This is a genomic window from Streptomyces sp. PH10-H1 (genome assembly GCF_030063355.1).
Lineage (GTDB): Bacteria > Actinomycetota > Actinomycetes > Streptomycetales > Streptomycetaceae > Actinacidiphila.
Genome location: NZ_JASISZ010000044.1, coordinates 54,411 through 70,446 on the forward strand (window position 1 = coordinate 54,411; position 16,036 = coordinate 70,446).

At 67.8% G+C, this 16,036-nt stretch carries 10 protein-coding genes and 2 pseudogenes; 9 read left to right on the top strand and 3 right to left on the bottom strand.

Going from position 1 to position 16,036, the window contains the following annotated elements; all coding sequences use genetic code 11:
• Nucleotides 1-2 precede the first annotated feature (2 nt).
• A complete protein-coding gene (locus QMK24_RS24870) occupies nt 3-1,904 on the bottom strand; it encodes a glycoside hydrolase family 9 protein (protein ID WP_283468993.1) in 1,902 nt (633 codons plus the stop codon).
• 166 nt (nt 1,905-2,070) lie between these two features.
• Here QMK24_RS24870 and dnaG point away from each other — a divergent pair, with 166 nt between their 5' ends.
• From dnaG to QMK24_RS24905, 7 genes are all read left to right on the top strand, one after another.
• Nucleotides 2,071-3,975, top strand: a complete 1,905-nt coding sequence (gene dnaG / locus QMK24_RS24875; protein ID WP_283468994.1) for a DNA primase — start codon at nt 2,071-2,073, stop codon at nt 3,973-3,975.
• Nucleotides 3,976-4,083: 108 nt separating this feature from the next.
• Nucleotides 4,084-5,430, top strand: coding sequence for an RNA polymerase sigma factor (locus QMK24_RS24880; RefSeq protein WP_502962623.1), 1,347 nt, complete (start codon nt 4,084-4,086; stop codon nt 5,428-5,430).
• A gap of 178 nt (nt 5,431-5,608) precedes the next feature.
• Nucleotides 5,609-6,082 carry a BMP family ABC transporter substrate-binding protein gene (locus QMK24_RS24885; RefSeq protein ID WP_283468996.1) on the top strand — a complete coding sequence of 158 codons (474 nt, stop codon included), beginning with the start codon at nt 5,609-5,611 and terminating at the stop codon, nt 6,080-6,082.
• Nucleotides 6,076-11,043 (top strand): LamG-like jellyroll fold domain-containing protein, encoded by a 4,968-nt coding sequence (locus QMK24_RS24890; protein WP_283468997.1) that lies wholly within the window; start codon nt 6,076-6,078, stop codon nt 11,041-11,043. Before QMK24_RS24885 ends, QMK24_RS24890 begins: the two co-directional genes overlap by 7 nt.
• A 1-nt stretch (nt 11,044) precedes the next feature.
• Nucleotides 11,045-11,623: a hypothetical protein gene (locus QMK24_RS24895; RefSeq protein WP_283468998.1), complete on the top strand. Its 579-nt coding sequence runs from the start codon at nt 11,045-11,047 to the stop codon at nt 11,621-11,623.
• Nucleotides 11,624-11,968: 345 nt separating this feature from the next.
• Nucleotides 11,969-12,361: a DUF2690 domain-containing protein gene (locus QMK24_RS24900; protein WP_283468999.1), complete on the top strand. Its 393-nt coding sequence runs from the start codon at nt 11,969-11,971 to the stop codon at nt 12,359-12,361.
• A 124-nt stretch (nt 12,362-12,485) separates the two neighbouring features.
• Nucleotides 12,486-13,541 carry a DUF1906 domain-containing protein gene (locus QMK24_RS24905; protein WP_283469000.1) on the top strand — a complete coding sequence of 352 codons (1,056 nt, stop codon included), beginning with the start codon at nt 12,486-12,488 and terminating at the stop codon, nt 13,539-13,541.
• A gap of 61 nt (nt 13,542-13,602) precedes the next feature.
• On the opposite strand, the pseudogene QMK24_RS24910 reads toward QMK24_RS24905, so the two are convergent.
• Nucleotides 13,603-13,993: pseudogene (locus QMK24_RS24910) on the bottom strand (UTRA domain-containing protein); the annotation flags it as partial.
• A 561-nt stretch (nt 13,994-14,554) separates the two neighbouring features.
• Between QMK24_RS24910 and QMK24_RS24915 the strand changes: the two are divergent.
• Both QMK24_RS24915 and QMK24_RS24920 read left to right on the top strand, forming a co-directional pair.
• Nucleotides 14,555-14,782, top strand: a complete 228-nt coding sequence (locus QMK24_RS24915; RefSeq protein WP_283469001.1) for a type II toxin-antitoxin system VapB family antitoxin — start codon at nt 14,555-14,557, stop codon at nt 14,780-14,782.
• Nucleotides 14,779-15,186: a PIN domain nuclease gene (locus QMK24_RS24920; protein WP_283469002.1), complete on the top strand. Its 408-nt coding sequence runs from the start codon at nt 14,779-14,781 to the stop codon at nt 15,184-15,186. The genes QMK24_RS24915 and QMK24_RS24920 overlap by 4 nt, the downstream gene beginning before the upstream one ends.
• A gap of 141 nt (nt 15,187-15,327) precedes the next feature.
• On the opposite strand, the pseudogene QMK24_RS24925 reads toward QMK24_RS24920, so the two are convergent.
• A pseudogene (locus tag QMK24_RS24925) lies at nt 15,328-15,725 on the bottom strand (transposase); the annotation flags it as partial.
• Between the last annotated feature and the right edge of the window lie 311 nt (nt 15,726-16,036).

Genomic DNA, 16,036 nt, shown 5'->3' on the forward strand with positions numbered 1-16,036 from the left:
GCCTAGCTGGACAGGTAGAACGCCAGCAGTCCCGACGCGTCCATGTCGAGCGCGGGCTCGGAGCTCTGCCAGGACCTGACATCGTCGACATAGCGACTTCCGTGCCCTGTGAAGGCACCGAACGGATCGCCGGCGGCCGGGCACTTGCGCATGCCGGCGAGGTAGTCGCCCAGGCCGCCGTTGAACTGCGACGACCCGTTGGGCCCGTTGACGATCGCGCCGGTCTCCAGCGGCGCCTTGCCGTCGAGGCTCCCGGCGAGGTTGCCGAGCTGGCCCGCGGTGCACTGGGGGTAGGTGGAGCCCTCGCCGACCATGAAGGACGTGCCCCACGCGTTGGCGCCGAGCAACCAGTCGAGCTGCTGGACGGCGAACCGGTCGACGGAGGTGTCGCCGGTCAGACCCCGGTACAGACGGGTGGTGGTCGCCAGGCCGAGGGTGTGCGAGTCGGCGTCGAAGTCGTTGTAGACCGCGCCGGCGTGGAACGGGTCCTTGTCGGCGCGGGCCTGCCCCGAGGCGATCTGCGCCTTGAGGTTGCCGACCAGGGTGTCGTACGAGACCGGCAGCCCGGCCGGCTGCCCGGCGGCCTTGATGGCGCGGGCCAGATCGGCGTAGGCGAGCGCGCTGGTGTCGTACATGTTGAGCGTGTCACCGGTGGTGCCGTACGCCTTCGCCCAGGTCGCCGACTGCTTCAGCCATCCGTCGGCGCGGGAGTCGCCGAGCTTCTGGGCGGCCAGCGCCAGCTCGGCGCCGCCGAAGGCCAGGTCGTCCTGCCAGCTGGTCTCGGGGTAGTACGCGTGCGGGACGGTCGTGACGAGGGTGCCCGGGTGGGTGTCGGCGAGTGCGTAGACCTGCGCGGCGGCCGTCAGATAGCCCTTGGCCTTCGCGGGGTCGGAGACGGCGTAGCGCTGGGCGCCGAGCGCGAAGTCCGCGGCGAGCCGGCCGGCCTGGTTGGGGCTGATCCTGGAGCCGGGGGCACCGGCCCGGAACACCGGGCGGTCACGGAGGAACGGGTTGGCGGTGTCGGCGTCGTCCTTCTGCGGCAGCCGCCAGGAGTCGTGGTCGCCGACGACGCTGCCGCTGGCGGTGCCCGAGCCGAGGCCGACCTGGATGTAGAGGGTCCCGGTGTCGCCGTCCCACATCTTGTCGAGCCAGTCGAGGCCGTGCTGCGCTTCGGCGCCGAGCGCGGACGTGGGGGAGGCGCCGGTCTCGCGGGCCGCGATCTGCAGAGCGGCGTCGGCGTAGGTGGTGGTCTCGGTGAACTTCAGATAGTCGCCCGCGTCGAACCAGCCGCCCTCGGCGTCGACCGTTCCGCCTGCCTTCGTCGGCGCCTTGGCGATGGTGTCGCCGTCGCTGCTGGTGAAGGTGGGCCAGTTGTAGACGGTGGCGTGCGCGTCGTTCAGATGCGCGGGCTTGCGGTTCAGCTCTCCCGGTATGACGTTCCGGCCGTCGCGCTGGGCCTGGAAGAAGGCGGTGGCATCGGTGGCGGGCTTGGCGTAGACGGCCTGGGCGCTGCCGATGGTGAAGGAGGGCGAGGCGCCGGTGGCCGCGCCGCTGACGACCAGGTGGTAGGTGCCGCTGGTCTGCACGGCGCTGAAGTCGATCAGGTAGACGGCCGGATAGGCGGCGTTCCAGCTGCCCCGGCTGGTGCCGGTCCGGCCGGTGGCGGCGGTGGCGCCATGGCTGTCGAGCAGCTTCCAGGTGGCGCCGGAGGCTGCGCCTTTGGCCAGCAGGAAGGCTTCCTTGGTGCCGCTGCCGTCGTAGCCGACCTGGTTGACCCGGACCTGGCCGGTGGTGGCGGCCTCAGCGGTGCCGGCGCCGCCGCTGAGCAGCGCCGCGACGACAGCGGCGGCTGTGACCGCGGCTGCCGCCATGCCGAGCCCGCGTCGACTGTGCTCGTGGGGCATACGCCCACCTCTCCATCGGTCCGCATCTGAATAGTAAAGCTTCCTAACAATTGGGGAAGCTAGTGGTTGGCCCCGGACAGGTCAATAGGTGTGCGGGGGCGGAGGATCTCCGGGCCCGCGAGCCCGGCTGATCCGGGGTGTCACAGCTGGGCCGTAGACTTCACGGGTGGCAGGCAGGATCAAGGATGAGGACGTCAAGGCGGTCCGGGACGCGGTCCCGATCGACGCCGTCATCTCGGAGTACCTGCAGCTCAAGAGCGCGGGTGGCGGGAATCTCAAGGGGCTTTGCCCGTTCCATGATGAAAAGTCCCCCTCGTTCCAGGTGAGTCCCTCGAAGGGGCTCTTCTACTGTTTCGGCTGCCAAGAAGGCGGCGACACGCTCGACTTCGTGATGAAGCTCGACCACCTCTCCTTCTCCGAGGCCGTCGAGCGGCTGGCCGCCAAGACCGGCATCGTCCTGCGCTATGACGAGGGCGGGTACAACCCCGGCCGCCAGCAGGGCGAGAAGATCCGGCTCATCGAGGCCCACAAGGTCGCCGCCCAGTTCTTCGTGGAGCAGCTCGGCGGCGCCGAGGCCGAGATCGGCCGCAAGTTCCTCACCGAGCGCGGCTTCGACCAGGCCGCCGCGGAGCACTTCGGCGTCGGATACGCGCCCGCCGGCTGGGACCACCTCATCCGCTTCCTGCGCGGCAAGGGCTTCACCGACCGGGAGCTGCTCACCTCCGGCCTCGCCAGCGAGGGCCGCCGCGGCGCGATCGACCGCTTCCGCGGCCGGCTGATCTGGCCGATCCGCGACATCACCGGCGATGTGATCGGCTTCGGCGCCCGCAAGCTCCGCGAGGACGACAACGGGCCCAAGTACCTGAACACCCCCGAGACCCCGCTCTACAAGAAGTCCCACGTCCTGTACGGCATCGACCTCGCCAAGAAGGAGATCGCCAAGACCGGCAAGGCGGTCGTCGTCGAGGGCTACACGGACGTCATGGCCTGCCACCTCGCCGGTGTCACCACCGCCATCGCCACCTGCGGCACCGCCTTCGCCGAGGACCACATCAAGATCCTGCGCCGGCTGCTGATGGACAATTCCAGCTCGCACGTCGTCTTCACCTTCGACGGCGACGCGGCCGGCCAGCGGGCCGCGCTGCGTGCCTTCGAGGACGACCAGAAGTTCGCGGCCCGTACCTCCATCGCGATCAGCCCCGGCGGCATGGACCCGTGCGAGCTGCGCCTCGCCGACGGCGACGCGGCGGTGCGCAACCTCGTCGAGCAGTCCTCCCCGCTCTTCGAGTTCGCCATCCACAGCGCCGTCGCCCGGCACAACACCGATACCGCCGAGGGCCGCGCCGCCGCCCTGGAGGAAGCCGCGCCGATCGTCGCCGGGATCAAGGACGGCTCCATCCAGCACGAGTACGCGGTGTCGCTCGCCTCCAAACTCGGCATCCTGGACGAGCAGTTCGTCGTCCGCCGGGTCTCCCAGCTCGCCCGCTGGGCCCGTGACCGGGGGAGCCGGCGCGGCGGCCCCGAGCCGCGCCGCGACCGGCCGCAGCAGGGCTCCGCCCAGACCGTCACCCGCCCCCAGCCACCCCGCGGTCCGCGGCTGGACCTGCGCAGCCCCGTCCACCGGGTGGAGCGGGAGCTGCTCAAACTCGCCCTCCAGCACCCCCAGTTGGTCTCCCCGGCCTTCGACGCCTATGGCGAGGACGAGTTCACCGCCCCGCCCTACGCCGCCGTCCGGAGCGCCATCGCCGAGGCCGGCGGCACCGAACACGCCGACGACGGCTATCTCGCCCGGGTCCGCGACCTCGCCCCGGACGACACGGTCCGCTCGATGGTCACCGAGTTGGCGGTGGAAGCCGTCATGCACAAGGCGCCCGATGTCTACGCCGACGAGGTGCTTGTCCAGGTCCGGCTGCGGGCCGTCGAGCGCCGTATCAGCGAGGTCCGCGCGAACCTCGCCCGCCTCGGCCCGCACGCCGAGGCCGACCATCTCGCCGCCGTCCACAGCGAGCTGTGGGCCCTCCAGCAGTACGAGTACCGCCTGCGCGTAGAAGGCGTCGCAGCTCTGCGGTAGGCGCAAGCGACCCGGGTAACGGATCGTGCGCATCCCGTGACATTGGCCCGAAAAAGGCGACGCACGCCCCTCGTGGCAGGGGTGTGTCGTACCCCACACTGGGTGTCGGTGCCTGAGTCCTCGGAGCGCGGAATACCGGATTCTGCAGACAGAGATGCGACCGGTGATCCGCATACGGCGAACTCCCGGACGGACAGCGGCCAGGCCGCGACCGTCCCAATGCCGTGCGTCTCCGAGCCCGTGACTGTGCTCACCATGGAGGTCGCTCCCGTGCAGACCCACCCCCTGACGACCGTGGCCGAGGTGGCCTTGATGGAACCCGAGGCCGAGCTGAGGGAGAGGGAGAGGGAGAGGGAGCGGGTCCCGGAACAGAAGCGCGCCGCCGCCCGTCCCGAAAGGGCGGAGCCGGTGGAAGCGATAGAAACGATGGATGCGGTAGAAGCGGTGGGAACGGTGGACGCCGAGGCGGACCGGGAACCCGAGGCCAGGGACCCCGAGGACGAGAGCGAGGAGCGGGAACGCCGGTCCCGCGAAGAGGCGGCGGGCCCGTCCGCCGACCTCTTCCGGCAGTATCTGCGGGAGATCGGCCGGATCCCGCTGCTCACCGCCGTCGAGGAGGTCGAGCTGGCCCGCCGGGTCGAGGCCGGCCTGTTCGCCGAGGAGAAGCTGAACAACTTCCCGGATCTGGACTCCCAACTCGCCGTCGATCTCGACCGGTTGGTGGTCAACGGCCGGATGGCCAAACGGCGGCTGATCGAGGCCAACCTGCGGCTCGTCGTCTCCGTCGCCAAGCGCTACGTCGGCCGCGGACTGACCATGCTCGACCTCGTCCAGGAGGGCAACCTCGGCCTGATCCGCGCCGTCGAGAAGTTCGACTACGCCCGCGGCTACAAGTTCTCGACGTACGCGACCTGGTGGATCCGGCAGGCGATGAGCCGGGCGCTGGCCGATCAGGCCCGCACCATCCGGGTCCCCGTGCACGTCGTCGAACTCATCAACCGCGTCGTGCGCGTCCAGCGCCGCCTCCTGCAGGAGCACGGCTACGAGCCGAGCACAGAAGAGGTCGCCGCCCACCTCGAACTCACCGAGGAACGCGTCTCCGAAGTCCTGCGGCTGGCCCAGGAACCGGTCTCCCTGCACGCCCCGGTCGGCGAGGAGGAGGACGTCGCTCTCGGCGACCTCATCGAGGACGGCGACGCCACCTCGCCCGTCGAGTCCGCCGCCTTCCTCCTGCTGCGCGAGCACCTCGAAGCGGTCCTCTCCACCCTCGGCGAGCGCGAACGCAAGGTCGTCCAGCTCCGCTACGGCCTCGCCGACGGCCGCCCCCGCACGCTGGAGGAGATCGGCCGCATCTTCGGCGTCACCCGCGAACGCATCCGCCAGATCGAGTCCAAGACCCTCAACAAACTCCGCGACCACGCCTTCGCCGACCAGCTACGCGGCTATCTGGACTGACCGGCCGGTGCCGAGCGTCCGTATGCGTCACCCAGCGGCGATCACCCGGGTGAGGTCGACGTAGGCTGCGGGGCTCGATGAGCGGGCCGCGTCTTCGCAGGTCTGCCGGGCTGTTGAGGAGGCTGCTGCGTGGATCGGTGCCCATCGGGGCTTGCTGCTGGCGACGGGTGCGGCGGCGGTGATCGTAGCGGCGGTCCTGGTGGCGATACTGCCGGCCTCGGATCGGGCCCGCGGTGTCCCTCCGACTCGAGCCCGCGAGTACTCCCAGCGGCAGGCGTGTCTGCTCACGTCGGACCGGGGGCTGGCGGACGCGGCGGCGGTGCCGGTGTGGGCCGGAATGCAGGACGCCTCGGCGAAGACCCGGGCGCGGGTGATGTATCTGGCGGTGTCGGGAGAGCAGAGCCCCGCCAACGCGGCACCGTTTCTGGCTTCGCTGGCGCAGCGGTACTGCACGGTGGTGCTGACGGTGGGTACGGCGCCCGACGGTGCGGTGACCGTCGACGGACCGAAGTTCCCGGGGACGCCCTTTGTGGTGGTCGGAGGAGCAGCCGGCGGTGCGAACGTCACGGTATTGCCCGCTGACTCGCCGAACGCCACCCGGTCGGCGGTTGCCTCCGCCGTGGGGTCATCGCCACCAACGCGCCGGTGCTGAACACCACGGCCTCCTACACCGTCTCCGCCTGGGCGAATCTCGCGGACCTGAGCACCTTCCGCACCGTCGCCGCACAGGGCGGCACCGCCACCTCCTCGTTCTACCTGCAGTACAGCAAGGCGCTCGCCGGCTGGGCGTTCATCTCCCCGTCCTCGGACTCCGCAACGCCGGCCGCCTACTATTCGGCGCACACCGCGTCCGCGACGGCCAACAGCTGGACTCACCTGGTGGGCGTGTTCAACGCCTCCACCGGCGCCATGCAGTTGTACGTCAACGGCACGCTCGCCGCCACCGGCAGCAACACCGCACCGTGGACGGGCAGTGGCCCGTTGTCCATCGGCGGTGCCCAACAGGCCGGCGGCGCGGCCGCCAGCAACGTGGTCAACGGCCAGACCGCGAACGTGCAGACCTATCCGCGCGCCCTGTCCGCGGCTGAGGTCACCACCTTGTTCGGCAACGGCCGCAGTGGCGGGACGGTCGGCTCCTCCGATCAGCAGACCACCAACTACACCTACGACAAGCGCGGTCTGCCGACCTCGATGACCGACGCGAACAGCAACACCACCAACTACGCCTACGACGAGGCCGGCAACCTGGCGGTCACCACCGCCCCCGCCGTCCAGGTCGAAGCCACCGGCGGCGCCACCTCGGTGACCGCGCGCCCGGTCACCACCAGCGGCTTCAACACCTTCGGTGACGCCGTCGAGGAGACCGACCCGAACGGCAACCAGACCGCCACCGTGTACGACGCGAACGGCAATAAGGTCTCCCAGACCCTGCCGCCGTACACACCGGCCGGCACCACCACGCCCCTCACCGCGACGTCCGTCTGGACGTATGACAGCGACGGCAACCAGACCGCGGCGACCACCCCAGGCGGCAGGACCACCAGCTACACCTACGACCAGCTCGGTGACGTCGCCCAGGTCACCGGCGCCGACGGCGTCAAGACACATGCCCTGTACGACAGCAACGGCGAGAAGCTGTCGGTGACGGACGGCACCGGTGCCACCACCCAGGCCACATACGACTACCTGGGCCGCCAGCTGACCTCCACCGCCCTCGAGCGGTTCCCCTCCACCGGCACGCTGACGTCGACCAGGTCCTACGCCGTCACTACCGGCAACCCCTACGGCGCGTTCCTGTCCTCCTCCACCAGCCCCGGCGGGGTCACCAGCAGCTACGGCTACAACCGGGCCGGCGAGACCACGGCCTCCACCGACGGAGCGGGGAACACCACCCAGTTCACGTACGACTTCCAGGGCAACCGGCAAAAGACGATCCTGCCGGACGGCACCTGGAGCCAGACGGACTACGACGCCTCCAGCCGGCCGACCTCCAGCAAGCAGTACGACGCGACGAGCACCCTGCTGACCCAGACCTCGCAGATCTACGACGGTGTCGGCAACGTGCTCGCCTCCACCGACGCCAACGGCCACACCAACCAGTTCATCTACGACGCGGCCGGCACCATCACCCAGCAGATCCAGCCCGTCAGCGCCACCACCTCGATCACCACCAGTTTCGGCTACGACGCTGCAGGTCAGCGCACCCGATTCACCGACGGCCGTGGGAACGCCTGGACGTACGCCCACACCCCCTGGGGCCAGCAGCAGTCGGTCACCGCCCCCACGACCAGCACCTATACGTCGGCCGCCGACTCGACGACCACCTACGCCTACAACGCGGACGGGCAACTGACCACCGCGACGCAACCGGGCGGGGTCACCACGTCGATGACCTACGACAACGTCGGCCAGGTGCTGTCGGAGTCCGGCCAAGGAGCGGAAGCGGCAACCGCCACCCGCACCTTCTCCTACGACAACAACGGCCAACTGCTGGGCGCCTCGACGTCAGAGGCCGGAATCACCGGGAACGCGGACCACCAGACCTCGACCCAGGATTCCTTCGGCTACGACGACCGAGGCAATCTCCTGACGGCGTCCGGCTCAGCCGGCAACTCCAACTTCAGCTACAACAACGACTCCGCACCGCTGACCCGTGCCGACGCGGCGGGGACCACCACGTACGGGTACGACACCGGCGGCCGTCTCGCCACGCTGAACGACGCCGCCACGGGCACCAATCTGACGTACACCTACAACACGCTCAGCCAGCCGAAGACGGTCAAGTACGGCACCAGCGGCCAGACCCGCACCTACAGCTACAACACCGCGCACCAACTGACCGGCGACACCCTGGTACAGGGCGCGTCCACCCTCGCGGGCATGACCTACGGGTACGACAACGCCGGCAACCTCACCTCCAAGACCACCGCCGGCGTCGCCGGAGCATCGGCCAACACCTACAGCTACGACTGGGCGAACCGCCTCAGCTCGTGGAACAACGGCACCGCGGCCACCAACTACTCCTACGACGCCTCCGGCAACCGGACCCAGGTCGGAGCGGACGTCTACACCTACGACGCACGCGACCAGCTGACCTCCGACGGAACTCACACCTACACCTACTCCGCCCGGTCCACGATGACCTCGGACGCCTCCACCGCCGGCGGCACCGTCGCCTATGGCACGGACGCCTACGGCGGACAGATCACCGCGGGCACCCACTCCTACACCCTGGACGCGACGGGCCGGAACATCTCCGACGCGGAGAGCGTGCAGCACTCCACCCGCACCTTCCAGTACTCGGGCGCCGCCAACACCATCGCCTCGGACGGCAACTACACCTACAGCTACGATCCGGGTGGCTCGCTGACCGGCATCAACGTGGTGGGAGCCGCCTCCACCAGCACCGGTGTCCTCGCGCTGACCGACCAGCACAGCGACGTGGTCGGCACCTTCACCTCCGGTGCCACCGCGCTGGGCGGCTCCGCCAGCTATGACCCGCTGGGCAAGGTCACCGCCAACGGCGCCCTGTTCGGACACCTGGGCTTCCAGTCCGGCTGGACCGAGTCCGACACCGGCAAGGTCGGGACCGCCTCGCGCTGGTACAACCCGGCGACCGGCACCTTCATGAACAAGGACAGCGTCTCGCTGAACCCGGTACCGAACTCGGTATCCGCCAACCCCTTCGCCTACGTCAACGACAACCCGATGGCCGGCGCGGACCCTTCTGGCCAGTGCTCCTGGTACGACGCGATCTGCGGCGCGAGGGAGGCCTACCACGCGGTCTCCAGCGCCGTCTCCGCCGGTTCCAACTACGTCAGTGATGCGGCCGAACGCGCCTACGAACACGCCAGCCACTACGCCGCTGCGGTCTACAACTACACGGCGGCCACGGTGAGGACCGTCGTCGACGCCGCCAAGAGCACCTATCGCCGGGCGAGGAGCAAGGTCCGGGACTTCTACCGGTCCACCATGCGGCGCGCCCGCCGCTACTACCACTACGCTGCCCGTCACGTCAGACGCGCCTACCACGCCGCCGTTCACGCGGTCCACTCCGCCTATCACGCGGTGTCCCGCGCCGTGAAACGAGCAGTAACCGTCGTCAGACACGCAGCCCACGCGGTTGCGAAAGCAACCCGAACCGCCTACCACGCCACGGTCAATGCGGTGAAGACCGCAGCCACGTACGCCAAGCACCACGCGGCGGCGATCACCTCGTTCGTGGTGTCCACCGCGGTGTTCGCCGGCTGTGAGGCAGCCACCTGGGGCGTCGGAACCGTCGGTTGCGCGGCCATGGCCGGTGCCGCCGGGTCACTCGTGGAACAGGGCTTCGCCTGCGCCGAGACGGGCGGAGGCGCGTGCAGCGTCGGCGCCTTCGCCGGGGCCGCGGTCACCGGCGCCGTCGCCGGAGCGCTGGGTGGAGCACTCGGCGCGCTGGGCGGCAAGCTGCTCGCCAAGATCGCGCCCAAGGCGATGAAGGCCGTCGGCGGGCTCTTCGGCAAGGGAGCTACCGAAGCGGAGGAGACCGCCGCCACCGATGCCACGGATCAAGCTGTCAGCAAGGCGGAGACCGAGGGTGCCGGTTCCCGGAGTGAATCTGGTAGCTGCAAGGTGCCGCACAGTTTCACTGGTAACACCCGCGTCCTGATGGCCGGCGGCACCACCAAGGCGATCGACCAGATCAAGGTCGGCGACACCATCGCCAACGCCGTCCCGGGCCAAAGTGGAACCCAGGCTCACAAGGTCACCGCAGTCATCGTCACCCACACCGACCACGACTTCGTCGACGTCACGGTCAAGTCCGCCATCAAGGCCGCAAAGGCCGGCAAGTCCACCGCGGTCACCCAGGCATCCCTCAAGCAGCGGGTTCTGAAGAAGGCCGCGGTCGGCCTGGCAGCCTCAGCCGCCATCCTCGCCACCCTCGCCGCCGTTCACCCCGGCCCTGCCGGCCACGACCTGACGGCAACCGCCCCCATAGCCGCCACCTCAGAGGCGACCGCCCAGGGCGACCACCTCACCACCACCTTCCACCACCCCTTCTACGACGAGACCCAAGCCGCTTTCACCGAGGCCAAGGACCTCCACGACGGCGACCTCCTCCAAACCCCCACCGGCACCGCCCAGGTCGTGGGCGTCCGCCTCTTCCACGCGAACACCACCACGTACGACCTCACCATCGGCACCCTCCACACGTACTATGTGCTGGCGGGGACAACTTCAGTCCTGGTCCACAATTCCAATACGCCCGGTTGCGAGCTGAACCTCAAATACAAGGATGACTGGGATGAAACACAACGGGCAGCGGCCGACGAAAAGGTTGCGACTCTCGATACCGAGGCGAAGGCCGGAAAACTCAAGATAACCACGTCCTCTCGCTCCAGCACATCTGCATCCACTCGATACCGTCGAGCCAACGGGCAAGGAAGCGTACCGGCAGGGTCTGACGTCGATCACACAATCGATCTTCAGCTCGGAGGTGCCGATGATGTCAAGAATATGAGTCCGCTCAACCTGAGCGTGAATCGGAGCCTGGGTCCGCAGAGCAGCTCGATTGAAGAAATTTCCTCTAGGGACTCTGGTGACACGGGTAATGATTGGCGAGTAGGCGACTGACATGTCTCGATTTTCTCAAAAGTATGACAAGGTCAGCAGGGTCGGCAGCGGTGGGATTCCTCGTGTCTCTCCGAATCTTGCTTGCGATGGGTTTGCCGAATTTCTCGATGCCTATCACGGATGCGAGTTCAATTCTGGTGTTTACCGAGTTCGCGATTCGGATTCGGTGAAGGTATTCGACTCGGTCCTCGAGATGCATTCAGGCTGGTCGGATAGGGTGATCCCTTTCGGCTTCGACTGGCTGGGCAGGCAGTTCGCTTTGGATCTCGCCGAGATTCAGGGTGGCAAAGAACCCTCGGTTGTAATATTTGAACCTGGCACAGGCGAGGTCCTTGAGGCGCCCTGTACGTTTCAGGAGTTCCACGAGGTAGAGCTGATCGAGCACGCCGATGCAGCCCTGGCAGATGACTTCTTCCTTGAATGGGTTGCCAACTCGGGGGGCGGGGTTGGTTGGAGAAAATGCGCGGGATACCGGGTCCCTCTTTTCTTGGGGGGTTTCGATTCGGTTGAAAATCTCGAGGAATCCGATACCGATGTCTACTGGTCGATTTGTGCCCAGCTATGGTCTGGGACCCGATGACAGACGCGTGCCGGTGAAGTCGTTGAGGCCGGTATGATAAGACCCACGTGCAGATATCGCTCGGGTGAAATGCCGACAACATTGACTGCTGCAGCGAGAATTGTCCGGCGATGAGTGGTGACTAGGGTTTATCACCCGACAGAAAATGTCAGAGGCTGACATTCGGCTGCTGTGTCTGCCGCATTTCCTTTTGAATTGCACTCATCGTCTCGTGGGATTGTAAATTCCATACCAACTAGGCCAAGGTGTTTTCGTGAAGAATTCTGTTGTCAAGATAGCTCGTGCCGGTCTGCTCGCGCGGTCGTCACTGCCGGGCTGATCACCGCGACCGGCAGCGCCAGCGCTGTGACCACCTACACGGGTCAGGACCCGCAGGCCTCGGGATGCGGGGCGGACGCTGTCACTATGCGCTCGGCCACGGTCACGAGCGCAGGCACGGGTGCAGCGATCGGCACGGTCGAGCTGCGGTACAGCGTCGCCTGCCATGCGGCTTGGACGCGCCTGAAACTGACCGGACCGTTGGCCGAATGCGGCCCCATCCAACCGACCTGGGGTTGCAGCTACGCAGGAGCTCTTATCCACCGCGACTCCAACGGTGTCGAAGAGCATTGCAGCGTCAACGCCGGCCAGACATCCTGCTGGACGAACATGGTTGACGATCAGGGCGTCACCTCGTACTCCAAGGGCACCATCAAGCTTGGCCCGGACACCCAGAGCGCGACCACCACTTCCTACTGAGCGACTGCCGTCAACGCTTGAGTCCCGCTATGCGCGAAGGTTCGAGTGCCGTCGCTGGGTCAGCGCCCGGTGACTCCATTCCGCCGCATTCCCCGAGAACTTCCCTGGAACACGCCGAGGATCTGTGTCGCATCGAAGCCTGCCGAACAAGAAGCGCCACTACATCGCGCTGTCCGTCGCCGGCGTGCTCGTCCTGGGCGGCGGCGCCGCCCTCGCGCAGGCCGCCACTTCGGGCCGTGGCGCGCACCGGTCCCCGGCCGTCGCGGCCGGCACCGCGAGCGGCCCTTCCCGGCCGGCCGGTTCCGTCTCCACCGCCGCGGGCACGGTCAAGGCTCCGGCCGCCCGGGCGACCGACTCGACGACCCCGCAACCCCAGGGCACCGTCAACAGCATCCGACGCGGCGGCCCGCCCACCGCTCCGGGTTCCGTCGTAGCGGCGCCTCCGACCGCGGCCCCGGTGCACCTGCCCACCCCCGTGGTCTTCACCGGCCAGGGCTTCGACACCTGCACCGCCCCGAGCCCGACCACCATGAACGGCTGGCGCAAGAGCTCGCCCTACGGCGCCGCCGCCGTCTACATCGGCGGCAGGAACCGCGGCTGCGCCCAGCCGCAACTCACCGCCTCCTGGGTGCACTCCGTCCACGTCTCCGGCTGGCGCCTGATCCCGCTCTACGTCGGCGCGCAGCCGCCGTGCCAGACCAGTAACAACCCGGAGAAGATCACCGCCGGCGCCGCCGCCGCCCTCGGCACGACCGACGGCGCGGACGCTGTCGCCAAGGCGGCCGCGCTGGGCATGAAGTCCGGCAGCGCGATCTACCTGGACATGGAGGCCTACGACATCGCCAACACCTCCTGCGTCCAGTCCGTCCTGACCTACATCCGCGCCTGGGACCGCGCCGCCCACGCCAAGGGCTACTGGGCCGGCTTCTACGGCTTCAGCCAGTCCAGCGCCGCCGCCGTCGCCTCCGCCGCGCAGACCGGCGACCTCCCCGACGTCCTGTGGTACGCCCGCTACGACAACACCGCGGACACCACCACCGGCTTCCCCTTCGCCAACACCCTCTGGACCGGCCACCGCCGCGGCCACCAGTACGCCGTCAACAAGAAGGAGACCTACGCCGGCGCCACCCTCACCATCGACCACGACGCCTGGGACGCCCCCGTCGCCATCATTGGCTAAGTCTCCGCCCGTCGGGATGGGTGACTGATCCGACTGTTCCGTGGCGGCGCTGCCGTGCGCTCTACGGCTGCTCCATCGGGATCTCGTAGGCGATCTCCCATCGGACGTCCGGGACAGTGATGTCCGCGGTCTCGACGGGCCGGCTGTCAGTGTCGTAGTAGGTGCGCTCGATCTCCGTCACCATGTCGCCTACGGAGATCCCGAGCAGGTCCGCCTGCGCCTGGGTGGCCCGTGACGGGCCCGGAATCTCTACGGCCGTCTCGATGATGACGCCGATGGTGCGCATCCGCTCGACGACTCCCGCGCCGGCCAGCGGCCCCATCTCCGGCAGCACGATGGGTGTGCCGTCCGTGATCGCCATCGGCTTTCAGGATTGCGACAGCTGTACGGGCTGGCGCGATGGCCAACCGCTCGGCGATGTTCTGCGGCGACGGCACGCGGCTCTCCGTGCTGCCCCGATCGGTGCCCAACGGCCCGCGCACGTAGTCCCGCATCCAACGCCGTGACTCGATGCACCCGCACCGCTCGCCTACCGGCAGCAGCAACGACTCCCGTTCCGTGGCCCACAGACCTGCCTCGGCATCCCTCTCCATGACAAGCTCAAACGCACCCCGATCGGGTGAGCCTTTATTGGTCCCTGGGTCGCGAATCCATGATCTATAGGGGCGTCAAGAGCTCCTTGACCCCGACTTCCATTGGAGAACATGCAGGTCACAACGATTCTGCACCGCCAGGTCAGGGTGGAGCGGGTGGGACTCGAACCCACGACCGACGGATTCCCCTCCGGCACACTGAGGCTCCGTTCCGTGAACTAGGCGGACCCTCGTAGCCGGTTTCGCAGGCCAGAACTGAAGTTCCGCTGTACGCCTGATCCACCCCGCGTCCCCCTTCATGGACCCTCAATCCGACGGCCAGGCCCAGGCCGGACCGATATCGCCCCAGGGCTCATCTCCTCGATATAGTTGATCATGTATACTGATACATATCAACGAGCATATCGATAGGTGGGGAACATGAGCCGAACTGTCATCGACCTCGACGACGAGGCACTCGAAGCAGCCGCCAAGGAACTCGGCACCACGACCAAGCGTGACACCATCAACACCGCGTTGCGTGAGATCGTCGACCGCAACCGCCGCCTGCGCGCCCTGCATGAGCTGCAAGATCTCGCACAAGACGGCGCTCTGGACGCGGAGCTCCTCCTCGACAAGCGCAACTACCGGGGCAGGCCCGCACTGTGAGTGTGGCTGACTACCTCATTGACACTTCGGCTCTCGCACGCATCTTGCTGCGCCAGGCCGCTGAAGAGTGGGAACGCCGCATCGGCGCCGGCCTCGTCGCCCTGTGCGATCTGACCGAGCTGGAACTGCTCTACTCCGCCCGCTCCGCCAAGGACCGAGAGATCATCCAGGAGCATCTGGCCCAGTTCGCCTGGTGCCCCATGCCAGAGGGCATCTATCGACGCGCCCGTGTCGTGCAAGAGCAGCTCACTACCAAGGGCGAGCAGCGCAGCGCCGGGGCCGTCGATCTTCTTTTGGCCGCGGTCGCCGAGCAATCCGGCCTGACGCTGCTGCACTTCGACCGCGACTTCGAGACAATCGCCCGCACTACCGGTCAGCCCGTCCGGATGATCGGCCTCAAGTAGGCACGCGAGTCCCCCGGAGCGTGATCTGCGTACTCGCCGGGCTTCCGGGGAGGCTGACTCGGCCCCAGCTGAGGGGGCCGTGCAGACGCCTTAGCCGCTCTGGACCCTGGACGTTCCCTGGATCATGGTTTCTTGATCCAATGGAGCCGCCTGCCGCCAGCGGTAGAACCCCGAACGGGAGACGTGCAGGAGCCTGCACAGCCGCTTTACGCCGTAGGCGTCGTGGTGGTCGGCAACGAACGTGAAGCGGCTCACCAGTTCGTCTCGCCCGCAAAATACTTCGCTGCCCGGTGCAGGATCTCCCGCTCCAGCTCGAGTTCCCTCACCCGCGCCTTGAGCTGCCTGTTCTCCTTCTCCAGCGCGCTCGCCTCGACAGCTCCGGGCACGGCGGCCTGCTCGGCCTCGCGCACCCACACGCGCAGCGTCTCGTGGTTCACCCCCAGGTCCTTGGCCACCGCGGCATACGTCCGCCCGGGACTGGCCCGGCACAGCGCGACGGCATCAGCCCGGAACTCAGGCGAGTACTTCGACGTCCCCAACGGGAACTCCTGTCCTATGGATCTTCACGATCCAATGATCAGGGTGTCCACGATCAGGGGCATAGGCCCGCAGGGTTCGGGGAGTGGGCACCGTCCGGCTCGGGTCGTCGCCCCGCACCTGCCTGGGCGTTTCACCAGAGTGGCTGGGGTTGTTGACGGAGTGTGAGACGAAAAGAAGAGGTGCTGTCGGCGTACACGTGAACGTGCTCAGTCCCGTACGGATGAACGTGCTCAGTTCTTGATGTGCTGAGGGCGGTTGGTCGGCAGTCTGCTGCTGTCTGTTCGGGGCGGTGGAGGGCGGCTGACGGTGG

Coding starts and splice junctions, on each gene's coding strand:
- QMK24_RS24870 (WP_283468993.1), bottom strand. CDS start 1,904: ATGCCCCACGAGCACAGTCGACGCGGGCTCGGCATGGCGGCAGCCGCG.
- QMK24_RS24895 (WP_283468998.1), top strand. CDS start 11,045: ATGTCTCGATTTTCTCAAAAGTATGACAAGGTCAGCAGGGTCGGCAGC.
- QMK24_RS24915 (WP_283469001.1), top strand. CDS start 14,555: ATGAGCCGAACTGTCATCGACCTCGACGACGAGGCACTCGAAGCAGCC.